Annotated in this window: 13 protein-coding genes; 5 read left to right on the top strand and 8 right to left on the bottom strand. The window is 65.8% G+C overall.

The window, feature by feature from the left end; genetic code table 11:
• Positions 1–201 precede the first annotated feature (201 nt).
• On the top strand, positions 202–2535 hold the full coding sequence (locus SCA01S_RS10915; RefSeq protein WP_062785453.1) for a TonB-dependent receptor: 2334 nt from the start codon (positions 202–204) through the stop codon (positions 2533–2535).
• 214 nt (positions 2536–2749) lie between these two features.
• On the opposite strand, the gene SCA01S_RS10910 is transcribed toward SCA01S_RS10915, so the two are convergent.
• The 3 genes from SCA01S_RS10910 to SCA01S_RS10900 are packed head-to-tail and all read right to left on the bottom strand — an operon-like array spanning position 2750 to position 5856.
• Positions 2750–3400: a 2-dehydro-3-deoxy-6-phosphogalactonate aldolase gene (locus tag SCA01S_RS10910; protein ID WP_062785451.1), complete on the bottom strand. Its 651-nt coding sequence runs from the start codon at positions 3398–3400 to the stop codon at positions 2750–2752.
• The gene (locus SCA01S_RS10905; RefSeq protein ID WP_157088945.1) at positions 3390–4283 is read right to left on the bottom strand and encodes a 2-dehydro-3-deoxygalactonokinase; all 894 of its coding nucleotides are present in this window, start codon (positions 4281–4283) and stop codon (positions 3390–3392) included. The genes SCA01S_RS10910 and SCA01S_RS10905 overlap by 11 nt, the downstream gene beginning before the upstream one ends.
• Positions 4267–5856: a sodium/sugar symporter gene (locus tag SCA01S_RS10900; protein ID WP_062785447.1), complete on the bottom strand. Its 1590-nt coding sequence runs from the start codon at positions 5854–5856 to the stop codon at positions 4267–4269. Before SCA01S_RS10900 ends, SCA01S_RS10905 begins: the two co-directional genes overlap by 17 nt.
• Before the next feature lie 65 nt (positions 5857–5921).
• Here SCA01S_RS10900 and SCA01S_RS10895 point away from each other — a divergent pair, with 65 nt between their 5' ends.
• On the top strand, positions 5922–6683 hold the full coding sequence (locus SCA01S_RS10895) for a FadR/GntR family transcriptional regulator (RefSeq protein ID WP_171794658.1): 762 nt from the start codon (positions 5922–5924) through the stop codon (positions 6681–6683).
• A gap of 18 nt (positions 6684–6701) precedes the next feature.
• On the opposite strand, the gene SCA01S_RS10890 is transcribed toward SCA01S_RS10895, so the two are convergent.
• Both SCA01S_RS10890 and SCA01S_RS10885 read right to left on the bottom strand, forming a co-directional pair.
• Positions 6702–7619, bottom strand: a complete 918-nt coding sequence (locus tag SCA01S_RS10890) for an SMP-30/gluconolactonase/LRE family protein (protein ID WP_245652519.1) — start codon at positions 7617–7619, stop codon at positions 6702–6704.
• Complete coding sequence (locus SCA01S_RS10885) at positions 7606–9333, bottom strand: IlvD/Edd family dehydratase (RefSeq protein ID WP_233250923.1); 1728 nt, start codon at positions 9331–9333, stop codon at positions 7606–7608. Before SCA01S_RS10885 ends, SCA01S_RS10890 begins: the two co-directional genes overlap by 14 nt.
• A 249-nt stretch (positions 9334–9582) precedes the next feature.
• Between SCA01S_RS10885 and SCA01S_RS10880 the strand changes: the two genes are divergently transcribed.
• From SCA01S_RS10880 to SCA01S_RS10870, 3 genes are read left to right on the top strand one after another with little or no spacing between them, the layout of a single operon-like run.
• Entirely contained in the window at positions 9583–10518 is a 936-nt protein-coding gene (locus SCA01S_RS10880) for a Gfo/Idh/MocA family protein (RefSeq protein WP_062785445.1), read from the top strand.
• 3 nt (positions 10519–10521) lie between these two features.
• Positions 10522–13029: a beta-galactosidase GalA gene (galA, locus tag SCA01S_RS10875; RefSeq protein ID WP_062785443.1), complete on the top strand. Its 2508-nt coding sequence runs from the start codon at positions 10522–10524 to the stop codon at positions 13027–13029.
• A gap of 20 nt (positions 13030–13049) precedes the next feature.
• Entirely contained in the window at positions 13050–14168 is a 1119-nt protein-coding gene (locus SCA01S_RS10870) for a glycoside hydrolase family 53 protein (RefSeq protein WP_062785441.1), read from the top strand.
• A gap of 50 nt (positions 14169–14218) precedes the next feature.
• Here SCA01S_RS10870 and SCA01S_RS10865 read toward each other — a convergent pair whose 3' ends face one another.
• The 3 genes from SCA01S_RS10865 to recG form a co-directional block, all read right to left on the bottom strand.
• Positions 14219–14623, bottom strand: a complete 405-nt coding sequence (locus tag SCA01S_RS10865) for a DoxX family protein (protein ID WP_062785439.1) — start codon at positions 14621–14623, stop codon at positions 14219–14221.
• A gap of 113 nt (positions 14624–14736) precedes the next feature.
• A complete protein-coding gene (locus tag SCA01S_RS10860; RefSeq protein ID WP_062785437.1) occupies positions 14737–17406 on the bottom strand; it encodes a TonB-dependent receptor in 2670 nt (889 codons plus the stop codon).
• Between the two features lie 182 nt (positions 17407–17588).
• A complete protein-coding gene (recG, locus tag SCA01S_RS10855) occupies positions 17589–19646 on the bottom strand; it encodes an ATP-dependent DNA helicase RecG (protein WP_062785650.1) in 2058 nt (685 codons plus the stop codon).
• Between the last annotated feature and the right edge of the window lie 5 nt (positions 19647–19651).

Below are 19651 nucleotides of genomic sequence, written 5' to 3'. Positions count from 1 at the left end.
CCTTGCATCGCAACATGGGGCTTGCTGCATCGCGGATCGGTCAACTATTCGTGCGTTGCCACGCAAGACCGCAGGGCGGTTGAACACCGATGCTGGGGCACGACAAAAAGGCCGGCCATAACGAAGGCCAGGTTCAGGGAGAACATACAGCCGGGAGGCTGTCTGAAAGCGATGAAAAGCATTTCTCGAGGGGGGAAACCCATGCGCCCGTCATCCGTCCTGCTCACTGCCACTGCATCGCTCCTGGCGCTTGCCGCCACCTCTGCCCGCGCCGCCGATGCGGCCAGCGCACCCGCCGCCGAAACGGCGCCTGCTCCGGCCGCCGATCCGATGGTCGACGCCGATGGCAGCCCGCTCGGCACCATCGTGGTCAACGGTGAAAAGCGGGAAGTGAACCTGCAAACCGCACCGATCGCGATCAGCACCGTTTCGGCCGACGCGCTGCGCCAGCGCAACGCAACCGAGCTTGCCGATCTCAACGGCTTCGTTCCCGGCCTCACCGTGACCAAGAGCGAGGGCAACGAACGCGTCATCGCCATTCGCGGCGTCGGCTATGAAACCGCGCAGAACCCCAATTCGCAGCCCGGCGTCGCGTTTCATATCGACGGGGTCTATATCGCCCACGTCGTCGCGCTGAACCAGGATCTGCTCGATGTGGATCACGTGGAAGTGCTGCGCGGCCCGCAAGGCACGGTGTTCGGCCAGACGTCCACCGGCGGCGCGGTCAACGTGATCACGCGCAAGCCGGTGCTCGGCGAATATACCGGCGAAGCACAGCTGAGCTATGGCAACTACAACTATGTGCGCGCCATGGGCACCTTGAACGTGCCGATTGCCGAAACGCTCGCCCTGCGCGGCACGGTGCAATACCTGCGCCATGATGGCTATGGCTATGCCGTTGGCGTGCCCGGCTATGCCAAGTATCCGCTCGACGATGCCAACAATATCGGCGGCCACGTCTCGCTGCTGTGGCAGCCCAGCCCCGATACCAGCGTGACGCTTTCGGCCCAGTCGTTTGATGCCAGCCACAATGCGGCGCTGCAAAAGTGCCTGCTGTGCAGCACCGATCCGGCCGCCGGCAGCACCACCTACATCGCCGATCCCAATGCCGATCCCCGCGTGGTCAGCCAGGATTTCGGCGGCAAGTACGTGACAAAGACGCGCATGGCCTATCTCTCGATCGCACAGACGATCGATGACAAGGTCGTGCTCAAGTCGGTGACGGCCTACCAGTATCTCAACAAGAACCAGTCGGGCGACAACGACCGCTTCATCTATGCCAACTATCACGACAACATCGTCAAGTGGCAGGACATGAGCAGCACCTGGACGCAGGAAGTTTCCGCCTCGTCCACGCCCAACAAATCGCTCGAATGGGTCGTCGGCGGGTTCTACCTGCGCCAGCATGCGCTGCAGAACATCATGGAATACACCACCGGCGGCTTTTCCACCGATCCGGCCACCGGCCAGGCCGTGTCATTCCAGACCGACAGCCCCTATCAGCACACCTCGTGGGCCGGGTATGGCCAGGCGATCTTCCACGCTACCGACACACTCGATCTGATCGCCGGCGCGCGCTACAGCTGGGACAAGATCTCGGCCCAGCCGGTGCAGTATTTCGCCACCGTGCCCGAACGCATCGCCACCAGCGATGCGCTGACCGGCAAGGTCAGCGTGCAATACCAGGTCACGCCCACCAACATGCTCTATGTCACCGGGTCAAAGGGCTACAAGCCCAGCGGCGTCACGTTCGCGGGCAATTCGATCTTCGTGAAGAGCACCTACGCCAAGGAAACCGTCTGGGCGGCCGAAGTGGGTTCGAAGAACGAGTTCTTCGACAAGACCCTGCGCCTCAACGTGGCGGGCTATTACTACTGGTACAAGGATTTCCAGTTCACTGCCGAAGACCCGGTGCCCTTTGCCGGCGGCACGGCCAACATTCCGCGCGCGCAGACCTATGGCGTGGAGTTCGAAACCACCTGGGCGCCGACCAAGCAACTGCGCTTTGACGGTACCCTCGCGCTGGCCGAAGGCAAGTTCCACGGCGACTATTACACGATCGACAAGCAGACCGCGCAGGATATCCGCGCCACGACCTATGCTGCGCTGGGTTATCCCGCCGGGTGGTATTACGATCCGCGCGTGATTGCCGCGGTGATCGCCGCGTCCACCAATACCAACGGCAAGAAGATCCCCAAGCTGCCGGGTGTGCAGGGCAGCTTTGCCGCGACCTATACCGCGCCGGTTGGCCCGGGCGAGCTGATGCTGCGCGGCGAAGTGATCTATCGCGGCAAGTTCAACTCGCGCATCTTCAATGTGCCGCAGTTCGACACGGTGCCGTCCTACACCATCGGCAACCTGATGATCCAGTATCAGCCCGATGCCTCGCCCTTCACCTTCTCGGTCACGGGCACCAACATCACCGACAAGGCCGGGGTCAGCAACAAGTTCGCCGATCCTTATGGTTCGGGCACCACCAGCGTGGAATACATTCCGCCGCGCCAAGTGTTTGCCACGGTCGGCTACAAGTTCTAAGACGCGTCGTTTCCACCTTGCCGGCAGCGCGGTTCACACACCGCGCTGCCGTTTTTTTGTGCGGGTGGTAAGCAACCCCAATCCACAAACCATCGTCACCCCGGGTTTGCCCCGGGGTCCCGCTGTTCTTGATCCAAGCGCAAGGAACAAAAGAAAGCGGGACCCCGGATCAAGTCCGGGGTGACGAGTTGGTTCAGATAAGACCGAGGATCGCTCAGTCGATCAGGCGGTGCACTTCGCGCACAAAGGCCTTGGCTGCCTTGTCCACGTCTTCCGCGCTGCGCCCGGCCTTGTAGAGCGCCGAGCCCAGGCCGCCACCGGCCGCACCCGCCGCCATCCAGTCAGACAGGTTTTCCGGCGTGACGCCGCCCACGGCCAGCACCGGCACATGGCGCGGGATCACCGCCAGTTGCGCCTTGAGCACGGCGGGGCTGGCGGCCTCAGCGGGAAACAGCTTGAGACCGTGGGCGCCGGCGTCGAGCGCGGCAAAGGCTTCGGTCGGCGTGGCATAGCCGGGCAGCGACACCATGTCGTGCGCCACGCTGCGCGCGATCACCGCCGGGTTGACGTTGGGCGAAACCACCAGTGTGCCGCCGGCATCGCGCACCGCATCCACCTGGTCCACATTGAGCACGGTGCCCGCCCCAACCAGCGCGTTGCTGCCATAGCGGTGGGCGATCTTCTCGATCGACACCAGCGGATCGGGCGAATTGAGCGGCACTTCGATCATGGCAAAGCCGGCCTCGACCAGAACGTCGGCCATGGCCTCGATCTCGTCCGGGCGCACCCCGCGCAGGATCGCCACGAGCGGGCAGTGGCGCACGGCCTGGGCGAAACGATCGGCGGCGGTGTGGTCAGCGGTCACGAACAAGGCTCCAGATCTGGGCGATGCCGGCAACGAACGCGGCATGGCTGTCAACAAGGTGGGCGCGGCCGCCGCATTGGGCAATGGCTGCGGTGTAAAGCGCGCCGAGCATCGGATCGGCAAGGAGATAGACATCGCTGCCCGCGGTCACGCCTGCCCCGCGCACATCGCTGCCGATGAGCAGGCCGGAGGCGTGCGCGGCGCTGTCTTCCACCGCGCGCAGGCCCAGCAGGGCCGCTGCCCGCACGCCGAACAGCGCCGTCAGCAAGGCCGGGTCGGCGCTGGCTGCTACCCCGGCGCGGAACGCCGGGCCGTCGGCCACCGGGCCGCCGAGAAACTCGGCCAAGAGGCTGTGCTGCTTGAGCAGGGCAAACATTTCGCCGGTCATGCTGGTGGAAAAGCTGGCCACTGCGCCATCGGCCATGCGCGCCCACTTGCAGTGCGTGCCGGGCTGGCACAGCAGCGCGTCGGCGGGCGCCAGCCCGGCGTGTACGGCGCCGAGCAGTTGCACTTCCTCGCCACGCATCACATCGCCGCGCGGGTCTGACAGGCCCGGCACGATCCACGTGCGATCGTCGACGGCATGCAGAGCGCCGGCAATCTGAACCGCGCCCGCCGGGCATGGCAGATAGGGCACCACCGCCCAGCCCCGCTGCGAGCCGACCATGCCGGCGGCAATCACCGGCCAATCGCCCATCCGCGCGCGGATCGCGGCCACTTCATCGGCAAAGCCGCCCGGCCCCACCGCCAGCACGCCGCGATCGTCGCGAAAGGTCTCCAACACGCTACCCGCGCGATCGAGCAGATAGACACGGCGATTGGTGGTGCCCCAATCGATGGCAAGGAAACGGTCGTTCACGGTCAAATCACCACCAATAGGCATAGAGGGCCACCAGGATCGCCAGGATCGCCACGGCGGCGGCGTTGAAGCCGGCGCTGGTGCGGAACAGGTGCGCTTCCTTGCGGATGCCCTCGCCTTGTTGCACCTGCGGGCGCGCGAGCGAAACCCCCATGGCCAAGAGCAGCGAAATCACGAAGATGATCGCCATGCGGTTCATGAACGGCACTGCCTCGAGCGCAGCGATCCCGCCAAAGCGGAACACCAGGCTGAGCAGCACCGAGGCTACCGCGCCGGTCAGCGCGCCCGCCTCTGTCGCGCGCGGCCAGAACAGGCCGAGCAGGAAGATCACCGTGATCCCCGGCGTGACGAAGCCCGAGAACTCCTGGATGTACTGGAACGCCTGGTCGAGCCCGCCGAGCAGCGGCCGCGCGGTGAGAATGGCGATCACCACCGCCAGGGCCGCCGCCACGCGGCCCACCGTCACCAGCTTCTTCTCGCTCTGTGGCCCCTTGGCAAAGCGGGCATAGATATCGAGCGTGAAGATCGTGGCGATCGAGTTGATCTTGCTGGCGGTCGACGCGATGATCGCGGCCACCAGCGCGGCGAACACCAGCCCCAGCAGGCCCGGCGGCAACATCCGCATCATCGCCGGATAGGCTTCGTCGGGCTTAGCGAGGTTGGGCGCCAGCAGCACCGCGGCAATGCCGGGCAGCACGATGATGATCGGCATGATCAGCTTGAGGAAACCGGCAAAGACCATGCCCCGCTGCGCTTCGGGCAGGCTCTTGGCGGCCAGCGCGCGCTGGATGATGTACTGGTTGCATCCCCAGTATGACAGGTTGGCGATCCACATCCCGCCGATGATCACCGACAGGCCCGGCAAATCCTTGTAGTGCGGATCATTGGCCGAGAGGATCATGTGGAAATGATCGGGCGCCTGCTGCACCAGCGCCTTGAAGCCCGAGAGGATACCCGGCCCGTCGCCATAGAGCTGGCCGATCTGACCCAGGGTAAGCCAGGCGATCACCAGCCCGCCCAGCACCAGCAGCGTCACCTGCACGATATCGGTCAGCGCCACGGCCTTGAGCCCGCCACGCAGCTGATAGAGCAGCGCGAAGATGCCCAGCCCCGCCAGCGCCACGTCCTGGTTGACGCCGGCCACCTGCATCACCGCCACCGAGCCGAGCCAGATGATCGAGGTGAGGTTCACGAAGACATAGAGCACCAGCCAGAACACCGCCATGACCGTGCGGATCGTCGGGCCAAAGCGCTGCTCCAGGAACTGCGGCATGGTATAGATGCCGTTCGCCAGGAAGATCGGCAGGAAATACTTGGCCACCAGCAACAGCGTGGCTGCCGCCATCCATTCGTACGAGGCGATGGCCAGGCCGATCGCATAGCCCGACCCAGCCATGCCGACGATCTGTTCGGCCGAGATATTGGCCGCGATCAGCGAGGCGCCGATCGCCCACCACGGCAGCGATTTGGACGCAAGGAAGTAGTCGGTCGTGTCGGTTTCGTGCCCGGCCTTCTTGCGGCTGACCCATTGGGCCAGCGCGAAGATGAACACGGCATAGGCCGCCACCACGGTGGCATCGAGTGTCGATAGGCTCATTTCCCGCCCTCTCTGGTCGTTTGCGCGGGATTTGGCCTTGCCAATCCTGATCCGCGTCTATTTATATGATTAAAAAAGCACCCCATCGTGAAGGGATATCCGTGGCATTCCAACCGCTCGAAGCACGCGACGCGCTCGGCCGCAATCTCACCTACGGTCTGCTCGATCGGCTGGGCCTGCTGATCGTGGGCGGCGCCTATGCCGATCGGCCGTTTCCGACCGAGGCGGAACTGTCCGACGCGCACGGCGTCAGCCGCTCTGTCACGCGTGAGGCGGTCAAGATGCTGACGGCCAAGGGCCTGGTCAGCGCGCGCCCGCGCCAGGGCACGATCATCCAGCCCGACAGCCAGTGGAACCTGTTCGATCCCGATGTGCTGCGCTGGATGCTGGAACGCCGCTTTTCGATCGACCTGCTCACCCATTTCGGCCAGCTGCGCGTAGCGATCGAGCCGGCTGCGGCGGCGCTCGCCGCGCGCGAGGCGACCGAGGATGGCCTGGCGCTGATCCGTGCCGGCTTTGCCCGCATGCGCGCCGCCGATGCCGGGCAGGACGATGTGCTGGAAGCCGACGTTGCCTTCCACGTCGCCATTCTCAAGGCGTCGGGCAATCCCTTCTTCGGCCAGTTCCGCGATGTGGTGTCCACCGCGCTCAAGACCTCGATCCGCTATACCAACCGCATTGTCGGGCGCAGCGCCGATCTTGCCGCGCACGAGGCGGTGATGGAGGCGATCCTGGCGCGCGATGGGCAGACCGCGCAAGCCCGCATGCGCGTGATCATCGAGGACGCGCTCGATGCCATTCGCCTGAACGAGGAAGCGCTGGCCTGACACCAACATCGCCGCCGCTCAGCCCCCGAACCGGGGCGTGGGGCAGCCGCGAAAGCCGGTACCGACGATCTCGAACAGGGCACCGCCGGCTGGCTCGTCCACCCCGTCGGCGGCAGAGCTGACGAACAGGCGATCGCGGCTTGGCCCGGCAAAGGCCAGGTTGGTGATCTGGCTGGCGGGCAGCGCAACACAATGGGTGCGGGTGCCGTCAGCCAGGAAGCGGCTGACGCTGCCAGCGCCCCATTGCGCGATCCACAGGCCCCCGTCGCTGTCGATCGTCATGCCGTCGGGCGAACCCCAGCTTTCGGGAAAATCGAGGAACACCTCGCGCGGGCCCAGCGTGCCGTTGCCGTGGAAGGCAAAGCGATAGACGCGGCCCAGCGCGCTGTCGGTGTGATAGAGCCACTGCCCATCGGCCGACAGCACCGGTCCGTTGGCGATGCGATAGCCGCTGTCCACCCGCGTCCATGACAGATCGTGATCGAGCCGGTAGAAATTGCCGGTCGGGGTTTCCCCGTCCATGTTCATCGTGCCGGCCCAGATGCAGCCCTGCGGGCAGACCATGGCATCGTTCATGCGGTTGCGCGGCAGATCGGGCTCGGGCGCGCCGATCGGCACGCAGGAAAACGGATCGAGCGTAATCGTGGCAAAGCCGCTGCGCAGCCCGGCAATGAAACCGGGGCCGCCTTCGCGTTCCAGCACCCAGCCGATCATGTCGGGCACGTCCCATTCGGCCACGATGCCGCTGTCCAGGTCCAGCCGGTTGATGCGCTGGCCGATGATATCGACCCAGAACAGCGCCTGCTGCCGATCGGACCAGATCAGCCCCTCGCCCAGCAGGTCGTGCCCGTGAAACGCACCAGGGCGGTCCACCGGCACAACCTGGATGGTGGTTTGATCGGTGGCTTGATCAGGGCCTTGATCAGTGGCTGTCACGCGGCACTCCATAGACCTGGGCTACCTTCTGGAACCGCACGGCATCCTCGATCACCGCGCCGCCGGCAAACTGGCCAGTGATCTTCCGGCTGATCGCCTGCCACGGCGTCTGGTCTTCGGGGAAGCGGAACGGCTCTGCCGCCAGCGCGGCGCGGCGCGTGGCCAGTTCGGCATCGCTGACCAGCAGGTTGACGCTGCGGGTTTTCAGATCGACGCGGATGCGATCGCCATCGCGCAGCAGCGCCAAGCCACCGCCCACCGCCGCCTCGGGGCTGGCGTTGAGGATCGAGGGGCTGCCGCTGGTGCCCGATTGGCGCCCGTCACCCAGGCATGGCAGCGCATCGATCCCGGCGCGGATCAGCGCGGCGGGCGGGCGCATGTTGACCACCTCGGCCCCGCCCGGATAGCCGATCGGCCCGGCACCACGGATCACCAGGATCGAACGCTCGTCGATGCCGAGCGCGGGATCATCGATCCGCGCGTGATAGTCTTCCGGCCCGTCGAATACAAAGACCTGGCCTTCGAATGCCTCGGGATCATCGGGGTTCGACAGATAGCGCGCGCGGAACTGGTCGCTGATCACGCTTTTCTTCATCACCGCCGCATCGAACAGGTTGCCGCCCAGCACGGTGAGACCCGCCGCCGGCTTGAGCGGGCGATCGAACGGGCGGATCACATCCTCGTCGGCAATCTTCACGTGGGCCACGTTGTCGGCCACGCTCTTGCCATTGGCGGTCAATGCCGCGCCATCGAGCAAGCCGGCGCGGGCCAGTTCGCCCATTACCGCCGGCACCCCGCCGGCGCGGAAATAGTCTTCGCCCAGATATTCGCCCGAGGGTTGCAGGTTCACCAGCAGGGGAATGTCGGCGCCATGGCTTTCCCAGTCTTCCAGCGTCAGTTCGACGCCCACGTGGCGAGCAATGGCATTGAGATGGATCGGCGCATTGGTCGATCCGCCGATCGCGGAATTGACGCGGATGGCGTTGAGAAAGGCACTGCGGGTGAGAATGTCTGACGGCTTGCGATCAGCTGCAACCATCTCGACGATCTGCTTGCCGGTGTAATAGGCGCATTCCTGGCGATCGCGATGCGGCGCGGGGATCGCGGCCGAGCCGGGCAGGCTCATGCCCAATGCCTCGGCCAGCGAATTCATCGTGGTGGCGGTGCCCATGGTGTTGCAATAGCCGGTCGAGGGCGCAGAACTTGCCACCAGTTCGATGAAGCCCTTGAAATCGATCTCGCCCTTGGACAGCATTTCGCGCGCTTTCCACACGATCGTGCCACTGCCCGTCCGCTTGCCCTCGTGCCAGCCATTGAGCATCGGCCCGACCGAGAGCGCAATCGCGGGAATGTTGACCGTGGCCGCCGCCATCAAGGCCGCCGGCGTGGTCTTGTCGCAGCCGATCGTCAGCACCACGCCATCGAGCGGATAGCCGAACAGCACCTCTACCAGGCCCAGATAGGCCAGGTTGCGATCGAGGCCGGCGGTGGGCCGCTTGCCGGTTTCCTGGATCGGGTGCAGCGGAAACTCGATGGGAATGCCGCCCGCCTCGCGAATGCCGTCGCGCACGCGGCTGGCGAGCACGAGGTGGTGGCGGTTGCACGGGGAAAGATCGCTGCCGGTCTGGGCAATGCCGATGATCGGCCGATCGGATTGCAGTTCCTCGATGGTCAGGCCGTAGTTGAGGTAGCGTTCCAGGTAGAGCGCGGTCATGTCGGCCGATTCGGGATTGTTGAACCACGCCCGCGAACGCAAGGCGCGAAAGCCGCTCTTCCCGGCATCGCTGCCTGCGGCGTTGCCCTGTTCCGTCTGCTCATTGCCCACTTGAAGCCGCTCCTTTTCGTGCCTTCGGCCGGAGCAGGATGCAGGCTTTTGTTCTGCCGTCCCCGCCCATTGACCTCTCTAACCATATATATATGATAAATGTAAAGAGCCACCCCATAAGCTTGCGAGGAACCTGGAATGTCATACCCTCCGATCCGCCTTGGCCTAGTGGGCCTGGGCAAGATCGCCTGCGACCAGCATCTCCCCGCGATTGCGGGCAATTCCCGGTTCGATCTGGTCGCGGTGGCCGATCCGGTTCACCGGCTTGACGGGGTGCGCGGTTATGCCGGACTGGCGGAAATGCTGGCCGGCGAAGCGGGCAAGCTCGATGCCGTGGCGCTATGCACGCCGCCCGCGGTGCGCGTGCCGCTGGCGCGCGCGGCCATTGCCGCCGGGCTCGACGTGCTGCTGGAAAAGCCGCCAGCGGCCGCCCCGACCCAGGCGCAAGCGCTGGAGCAACTGGCCACGCGCGCCGGCGTCACGCTCTATGCCGCGTGGCATTCGCGCGAGAGCGAAGTGGTCGAGGCCGCACGCGCCTGGCTCGCCACCCGCAGCATCAGTGCGGTGCACATTACCTGGCGCGAAGACGTGCGCAAATGGCACCCCGGGCAGGACTGGCTATTGTCCAAGGGCGGCTTTGGCGTGTTCGATCCGGCGATCAACGCATTTTCGATCCTGACCGAAATCCTGCCCTCGGGCATTTGCGTGGAAGGCGCGCGGATGGACGTACCGGCCAATCGCGGCGCGCCGACCGATGCGCAGGTGGACATGCGCTGCAGCACCGGCGCACCGATCATTGCCGATCTGTCGATCCTGCAACCGGGCCACCAGCAATGGGATATCGTGGTCAACACGCCCGATGGCGAACTGGTGCTGCGCGATGGCGGGCATCGCCTGGAAATCGACGGCACGCTGCGCCAGGAATCCGCCAACGATGAATATGCCCGGATCTATCGCCGCTTTGCCGATCTGATCACGCGGCGGGAAAGCGATGCCGATGCCCGGCCGCTCTCGCTGGTGGCCGATGCCCTGTTGCTCGGCACCGTGACCACCGGCCCTGATTTCGAGTTCTAAGCCATGACCATCTCACCTTCGACCGACCGCCGCACGGCCCTTGCCCTGGGCCTCGCCGGCCTTGCCACCAGCGCCGCGCCCGCACTGGCTGCCACGGCCAGGACAGCGCTCACCACGCCGCCTGCTGGCGCGGCTGCGTCGCCCCGGCGGCGCGTGCGCCTGGCCGATGGCTGGCGCTTTGCCCTGGGCCATGCCTCCGACATGAACCGCGATTTCGATTTCGGCCGCTATCAGCGCACTTATGCCAAGCCCGGCTTCGATGTCTCGCCCGCCACCCAGCCCGATTTCGATGACAGCGCCTGGGCCAGCGTGCGCGTGCCGCACGATTGGGCGGTGGAACTACCCTATGCCCCGCCCAAGGCGCCGGTGCCCAAGGACAAGGAAGACATGGCGGCCGGCCATGGCTTTCGCGCGATCGGCCGCGATTTCCCGCAGAACAGCGTGGGCTGGTATCGCTGCAAGCTGCCGGTTGGCGCAGGCGATAAGCGCCGCGCCATCTGGCTCGAATTCGACGGCGTGTTCCGCGATTGCAAGGTCTTCGTCAACGGCTACGAAGCGGGCGGCAGCGCCTCGGGCTATGCCCCGTTCCGCGTCGATATCGCCGATTTCCTCGATTACGATGGCGGCCCCAACCAGTTGACCCTGCGCGTCGATGCCAGCCTTGGCGAAGGCTGGTTCTATGAAGGCGCGGGCATCTATCGCCATATCGACCTGGTGAGCGCCGCGCCGATCCACGTGCCGCAGTGGGGCACCTGCGTGCGCAGCACGGTCGACGGCAGCGGCGCACAGATCGCCATCGCCACTACGCTGGCCAATGCGGCCGAGGTGGCGGGCGCTGCGCAACTGCGCCACCGCGTGCTCGGCCCCGATGGCCGCGAAGTGGCAGCCATCGCCGCGCAACCGGCCATTGCGCTGGCGCCAGGCGCGCAGACCACGCTGGACCAAGCGCTGGCCCTGCCCGCGCCGCAGCTATGGTGGCCGGAAACGCCGCGGCTCTATACCCTGGAAACCAGCGTGCTGGTCGATGGCCAGGAGGTTGACCGCACCCAGACCCGCTTTGGCATTCGCACGCTGTCATTCGATGGCACGCACGGCTTTGCGGTCAACGGCAAGCCGGTCAAGCTGCTGGGCGTGTGCAACCACCAGGATCACGCCGGCGTGGGCACGGCCATTCCCGATGCGCTGCATGCCTGGCGCGTGGCGCAGACGCAAAGCATGGGCGCCAACGCTTGGCGCAGCGCGCACAATCCGCCGGCACAGGCATTGCTCGATATCTGCGATGCGACCGGCATGATGATGGTCGCCGAAACCCGCCTCAACACCACCAATCCCGAGGCGCTGGACGAACTCGATCGCATGATCCGGTCCTCGCGCAACCACCCGGCGATCATCCTGTGGTCGGTGGGCAACGAGGAAGGCCACCAGGGCACCGAGCGGGGCCGCCGCATTTCGGCGCAGTTGGTGGCGCGCTGCAAGCAGCTCGATCCCACGCGGCTGACCACCCAGGCGATGGACAAAGGCTGGGACGGCGGCGCGGCCGATGCCGTCGATGTGGTGGGTTTCAACTATCGCACCGACAAGATCCCGGCGTGGCGCCAGCGCCATCCGGGCAAGCCGGTGATCGGCACCGAGACCGCCAGCACCGTGGCCACGCGCGGCGCCTATGCCAACGATGCCGCCGCCCACGTGGTGCGCGCCTATGATACCGAGCATCCGTGGTGGGCCAGCACGGCCGAGGAATGGTGGCAGATCGTGGCGGCCGAACCCGGCATTGCCGGCGGCTTTATCTGGACCGGCTTCGACTATCGCGGCGAACCCACGCCCTATGCCCAGTTCCCCAGCGTTTCCAGCTATTTCGGGGCGATGGACCTGTGCGGTTTCCCCAAGGACAACTATTACTACTACCGCGCCTGGTGGCGCCGGAACGAACCGCTGGTGCACCTCTTGCCGCACTGGAACTGGGCCGGCCGCGAAGGACAGCCGATCGAGGTGTGGGTCCACGGCAACTGCGCCGAGGTGGAACTGCTGCTCAATGGCCGCTCGCTGGGCCGCAAGGCGATGCCGCAGAACGGCCACCTTGCCTGGATGGTGCCCTATGCCCCCGGCCGGATCGAGGCGCGCGGCTATAACCAGGGCCGGCTTGCCGCCCGCGACAGCCGGGTGACGGCAGGCCGCCCCGCCGCGCTGCGCCTTTCGGCCGATCGCACTCGCCTGGCTGCCGATGGCGGGGATACTGCCGCCGTGCGGGTCGAGGTCATCGATGCGTCCGGAAACCTGGTTCCCACCGCCGATACCGCGCTCGGCTTTTCCCTGAGTGGCGCGGCCCGGATCATCGGGCTGGGCAACGGCAATCCCACCTCCACTGAACCCGACAAGGGCGATGCCCGGCGCGCGTTCAATGGCCTGGCTCAGGCCCTGGTGCAAAGCGCCGGCACCACCGGCGCGGCACGGCTGACCGTTACGGCCGCTGGCCTTGCGCCGGCCAGCCTCGACCTGTTCTTTCACGCCTGATGCGAAAGGCCCCTCTTTCCATGACCCTCCTGCGCCACGCCCGCAGCGCCGCGATGACCGCCCTTGCCCTTACGCTGTCCACCCCGGCGCTGGCCGCGCCCGCGCCGCCGCTCTATCTCGGGGCAGACCTGTCTTTTACCAACGAGATGGAAGCCTGCGGCGCCCGCTTCCTCGAGCACGGCAAGCCGGCCGATCCCTTCGTGGTGCTCAAGCAGCATGGCGGCAATGTCATGCGGGTGCGGCTGTGGCACACTCCGACATGGACGCAGTACAGCACCTATGACGATGTGCTCAAAACGATCACGCGCGCCCATGCCGCCGGCCTCAACGTGCTGCTAGACTTCCACTATTCCGACGATTGGGCCGATGGCGACAAGCAGCCCGCCCCGGCCGCCTGGGCGAACCTGCCCACCGATGCCCAGGTCAAGGCGCTGCACGACTATACGCGCGAGGTGCTGGACAAGCTGGCGGCGGCCGGGCAGCTGCCCGAAATGGTCCAGGTGGGCAACGAAACCAACGCGGCCGTGCAAGGGGGCGTCAAGGACCAGCCGATCGACTGGACGCGCAACGCCCGCCTGCTCAACGCCGGGATAAGCGCCGTGCGCGAAAGCGCCAAGGCCCATGGCAAGCCGATCCAGGTGATGCTGCACATCGCCCAGCCCGAAAACATCATCCCCTGGTTCGACGCTGCGACCGCAGCCGGCGTGCTCGACTATGACATCATCGGCATCAGCTATTATTCCAAGTGGTCGACCTATAACCTTTCCGGCCTGGGCAAGGTGATCGATGCCGCGCACCGCCGCTATGGCGCGCAAGTGTGGGTCGTGGAAACCGCCTATGCCTTTTCCGACGATCACGCCGACGACACGACCAACCTGCTCGGCTCAGACAGCGCCATTCCGGGCTACCCGGTCAGCCCCAAGGGTCAGCTCAAGTATCTGCAAGACCTGACGCAGACCGTGGTAAACAATGGCGGCAACGGCGTTGTCTATTGGGCGCCGGACTGGGTTTCCACCCGCTGCAAGACACGCTGGGGCACGGGATCGAGCTGGGAAAACGCCGCGATGTTCGACATCCGCCACCACGAGGCGCTGCCCGCGTTCGACTGGCTGGGGAAAACGTACAAGCCCCAGCGCTAAGCCTCTCACCACCCCCAACCCCCTCCTCTGAAGAGGAGGGGGCTTTTTTGTCAGCGTTTTACGGGAATGTGGTGGCGGCCCACCACCCCGCCAGCCCACAGCGCGGCCCAGATCAGCACGGGCTGCGCCAGCATGCGCGGGATGTGATACGCCAGGCCCAGGCCATGATCGGGCCGCGCCAGGTCCATCAGCATATGGTTCACATTGGCCGGCCACACGCACAGCGCATAGGCCGCCAGGCCCCAGCCCGCGGCGCGGCGCAGGGCGGGGCTATGGCCCTGCACCAGCGCCACGCTGCCGGCCAGTTCGGCCAGCCCGGTCAGCGTGATCACCAGCGGCGCCAGTGGCACCCAGGCAGGCGTGATCTTGAGGAACGGCGCGGGCAGCGCCAGGTGCAGCACGCCTGCAGCAAAATAGAGCAGGCCAAGCAGGATACGCACGATGCGACGGGTCATGCCCGCTTGTTGCATGGCACCGGCGCAGCGCCAAGAAAAAGGGCGCCGCATCGCTGCGGCGCCCTGGCAGGTTGAGGGCGGTTCGGGGAGAGGATCGAACCGCCCTGAAACGATCAATAGCGCACGGTCACATCAGCGAGATAGCTGCGGCCATACTTTTCATAGCGGGCGATCTGGTTGGGATCGTTGTTCCAGTAGAAGCGCGCCACCTGGTTGGTCAGGTTGTTGGCCTGGACCCGCACCGAGATGTTCTTGGTGATGCTGTAGCCGATGCTGGCACCCAGCGTGGTTTCGCTGTCCAGCCGCGTCAGCTGCGAGGCATCCCAGCCATAGATCACCGTGAACGGGCTATGATGCTTGAGCGCCAGGCGCGCATCAATGCCATGATCCGAATACCACAGGTCGAACTCGCCGGTGAAATCGGCCAGCCCCACCGCCGGGAACGGATTGGCCTTGGGCGCCAGTTCCTTGAGGTCAGACTTCACGAAGGCGGCGTTGGCATAGATACCGAACTTGTCGAGGCCGGGGATGAAGTAGAACGGCATCTGCAACGTGGTTTCCACGCCGGCGATATAGCCGCCCTTGCCGTTGGCCGGGCCGGTGATCAGGTAATCGGCTCCACCGATGTTCTGGGTGGTCTGGGTATAGCCGATGTTGGTATCGACATCCTTGTAATAGCCGGCCACGGCCAGCATGGCATCCTTGTGGAAGTACCATTCCGCCGAGATGTCACCCTGCGTCGCCATGAACGGGCGCAAGGTGGGGTTGCCGGCGCTGCCGGTCAGCTGCGGCGGATATACCGACAGGATGCGGTTGGCGCGCAGTTCATCGAGCGGCGGACGCGAGATGACGCGCGCGGCGGCAACGCGCAGCTTGAGCGTGTCGGTCAGTTCGAAGTTCAGGTTGATGCTGGGCAGCGCGCGGAAATAGTGGCTGTTGCCCTGGATCGGGAAAATCGTGGTGACATTGGCGCCACTGCCGTTGTTGGCGTTCGGATCCCACGACGTGCTCGAACCGGCCGCCGTGCTGTGCGTGACCACATCGACGAAACGCACGCCGACATTGCCCGAAAAGCCATTCCCGCCAAGGTCGGCCATGACATAGCCTTCCATGTCGTCCTCGCGCACACGCCAGCCCTTGGTGGGATCATCGGCACCGGGGGTATAGACCACCGACTGCGCGGCAATCGTGTCGAAATTGCCATAGACCATGGTCGGCACGCTGAAATTGCGCACATTGAACGCAGTCAGGTCAGCGGCGTTGAGCGTGACGTTGCCACCGCCGATCGTGCCCACGCTGCCGCTGCCATAGGCCAGGCTCTTGACCCGGTTGGAATAGCGCAGGCCCACGCCCACGCCCGCCAGCCAGCCGCTGTTGACGGCGCGGCGAATATCGATCTGCCCGGCGCCCAGGTCATCATGCAGGCGCTGCGGCCCGTCATAGAGACCGGGGTAATAGCTCTGCACCGTCTGGGCAGACGTGTCGCCGACATTGGCACCGCTGACCGAGACCGACGGCACCTGGCCTGCGCCGGTGGCAAAGGTCGTGCTCGACGGATAGAATTCCGTCGCGACCGAGCGATAGAGGTTATTGCGCTTGGCGCTGGAATAGGAAACGTCGGTCTTCACCGACCACGTGCCATCATCGTACTTGGCGTTGAGGCCCGAGACGAACAGGGTCTTGTCTTCGGTGTACTTGCCGAACACGTTGGTGACCGAGGAATAGTTGTTGAGCGTGGCACCCGTGACGGTGTTGCCGGCCAGGGTATAGTTGCCCGGCTGATAGATATCGCCCGGCTGGCCGAAATTGCCGCCCCAGTCGCCCCAGCCGTTGGACCGGCCATACCACTGCTGCGCCTGGTTTTCGTTGATCTTGATGTTGGAATAGAGGCCGTCGAGCGTGATGTCCCAATAGGAACCCGGCTTCCACTGCAACGCGGCGGTGGTGCTCCAGCGCGTTTCGGTCAGGCCCTTGACTTCGGACTGCGCACCCCAGGGGGCGTTGATCTTGTTGCCGCTGGCATCAGTCGGCGGCGTGCCGGTGTCGGGCGTGTTGTAGCCCCAGCCCTGGAAGCTTTCGAAGCCGTTCTTCTGCCGCTGGTAGGTGCCGCCCAGCACCAGGCCGAGATTGTCGGTCAGCTTGCCGACGTATTGCGCGCTGCCACGCGCGCCGAGGCCGGAATAGCCGGGGATGTCCTTGCCACCATCGTTATAGATCGCGCCGCCGCGCACGGTGAGCGCCGGGCCGTGATAGTCGAGCGGCTTGATCGTCTGGATATCAATCGTCGCGGCCACGCCGCCGGCGATGAAGTTGGCGCTCTGGCCCTTGTACACCGCGACCGACGAGACGATTTCGGACGGGTAGATTTCCCAGCGCACGTTGCGATCAGGCTCTGACGAGGCCACTTCGCGCCCGTTGATCAGGCCCAGCACCAGGCGCGGGCCAAGGCCGCGCACCGCTGCCTGGCTGGCATTGCCGCGATCGCGCGTGGCGGTCACGCCCGGCAGGCGGCCCAGCGAATCGGCGATGGTCACATCGGGCAGAACGCCGATGTCCTTGGAACTGATGGTTTCAGCCACCACGGCGGTGTTGCGCTTGGCATTGAGCGCATCGCGCAGCGAGGCGCGCAGGCCAGTGACGACGATCGCCTGATCGGACGCGGCCTCGGCAGCGGCCTGTGGCGCGGCAGCGCTGTCAGCCGATTGCGCCAGCGCGGCGTTGGAACCGATGGCCAGCGCCAGCACGCTGGTTGGCCACAGAACACGACGGAAATCGAGATGCATGAAAGCCCCTCCCAGAAAGCAGTGAAGTCTTATTTATACGATAAATAGGATTCGTATGCGCAGACTGTCAAGCCGTGTTGCCGATCACCACCCGCCAGCCGGGCGATGGCCGCAGAGTGTTGCCGGCCAGCAACAGCTTGGAATGCTCGGGAATCCTTGCGAAAGCCGCGATCCAGTGCGGTTCAGCCGCCGCGCAGCAACTGCACGCCCCAATCGCGCTCGAACAGATAGAGCAGCACCCGCGCCGCTTCTCCACGCGGGGAAGACAGCCCGCCATCGCGCTCCATCAACAGCCGCGCATCATCGTGCGCGATGGGCAGCAGGTTGGCGATCTGCTCGAAATCGGCGACGCGAAACGGCGTGTCGCCCGATTGCCGCGTGCCCAAAAGTTCGCCGCCACCGCGCAGGCGCAGGTCTTCCTCGGCCAGCAGGAACCCATCCTGGGTTTCGCGCATCAGCGCCAACCGCTCGCGGCCCACCTTGCTCACCATGTCGCCGCGCAGCAGCAGGCAGGTGGATTTCTGGCTGCCGCGCCCCACGCGCCCGCGCAGCTGGTGCAGCTGTGCCAGGCCAAAGCGTTCGGCCTGCTCGATCACCATCAGCGTGGCGTTGGGCACGTCGACGCCCACTTCGATCACGGTGGTGGCGACCAGCAGGCTCGCCTCTCCGCTGGCAAACCGCTCCATCGCCGCGTCCTTGGCCTCGGGCCGCATCTGGCCATGGACCATGACCACGCGCGCGCCAAAGCGCTCGGCCAGCATGGCGTGGCGCGCTTCGGCGGCGGCCAGATCCTCGTTCTCTGCCTCGCGCACCATGGGGCACACCCAATAGGCTTGGTGCCCGGCGGCAATGTGGCGGCCGATCCCGTCGATCACGTCGGGCAGGCGTTCCTGCGCCACCACGCGCGTGTCGATCGCCTGGCGACCGGGCGGCATCTCGTCCAGCCGCGACACTTCCATCTCGCCATATTGCGCCAGGGTCAGCGTGCGCGGGATCGGCGTGGCGGTCATCGCCAGGCAGTGCGGCGTGCGCCGCGCCTTTTGCGTGAGCATCAGGCGCTGCCCCACGCCAAAGCGGTGCTGCTCGTCGATCACCACCAGCGCCAGGTTGCGATAGGCGACGCTGTCCTGAAAGATCGCATGGGTGCCGACGAGAATGTCGATCCCGCCATCGAGCAGGTTCATCAGCAGCGCTTCGCGCGCGCGGCCCTTGTCGCGCCCGGTCAGCAGTGCGATGTTCACGCCCGTCCCGCGCGCCATCTTGGCCAGCGTATCGGCATGCTGGCGCGCCAGGATTTCGGTGGGTGCCAGCAGGGCCGCCTGCCCGCCCGCCTCCACCGCGACCAGCATGGCGTGCAGCGCCACCGCTGTCTTGCCCGAGCCGACATCGCCCTGCAGCAGGCGCAGCATCGGGCTGCCCTGGGCCATGTCGCTTTCGATTTCGGCAATGGCCCGGCTTTGCGCGCCGGTCAGCGTAAACGGCAGGTTGAGCTTGGCGCGCAAGTGGCCATCGCCGTGCAGCGGCTGGCCAACCCGATTGCGGTTGGCCGCGCGCACCAGCATCAGCGCCAGGGCATTGGCAAACAGTTCATCATAGGCCAGCCGGTCCTTGGCGCGCTTGTCCGGCGCCTGGTGGGTGCGGGCCAGTGCTTCGTGCCAGGCCGGCCATTCCTCGCGCGCCAGCAAGCCCGGCTCGATCCATTCGGGCAGGCGTGGCGCCTGGCCCAGCGCCTGGTGCACCAGGCTGGCAATGCGCCCCTGCGTCAGCCCTTCCGACAGGGGATAGACCGCCTCGGTCAGGTGGCCCTGCAGGCCGGCGCTGTCTTCGCTGACATGGTCGGGGTGAACGATCTGCCAGGTCTGGCCATATTGGTCGAGCCGACCGGCCACCCAGCGCTTCTCGCCCACCGGCAGCGCCTTTTTCGCGGTATAGGCCGCCCGCCCGAAATAGGTGATCGACACATGGTTGCCCACGCTGTCTTCGGCGATCACCCGAAACGGCCCGCGCCCGGCTGGCTGGCGATGCTCGCGCACGGTCAGCGCCACGATGATCTGCTCGCCCAGCGCAGCCTCGTCCAGCGTGGCCACGGCGCGCCGCTGCACGAAACGATCGGGCAGGTGATAGAGAAAGTCGCGCACCCGCGTCAGCCCCAGCTTGTCGAGCGGGCGGGCAAGGCCGGCACCCACGCCCTTCAGGCTGGTGGCCTCGGCAAACAGGGGATTGAGCAGATCAGGGCGCATGGCGG

Origin of the sequence: Novosphingobium capsulatum NBRC 12533 (assembly GCF_001598375.1) — a bacterium.
Lineage (GTDB): Bacteria > Pseudomonadota > Alphaproteobacteria > Sphingomonadales > Sphingomonadaceae > Novosphingobium > Novosphingobium capsulatum.
The sequence above is the reverse complement of the archived record's forward strand: the minus strand, read 5'-3'. Positions and strand labels throughout refer to the sequence as shown.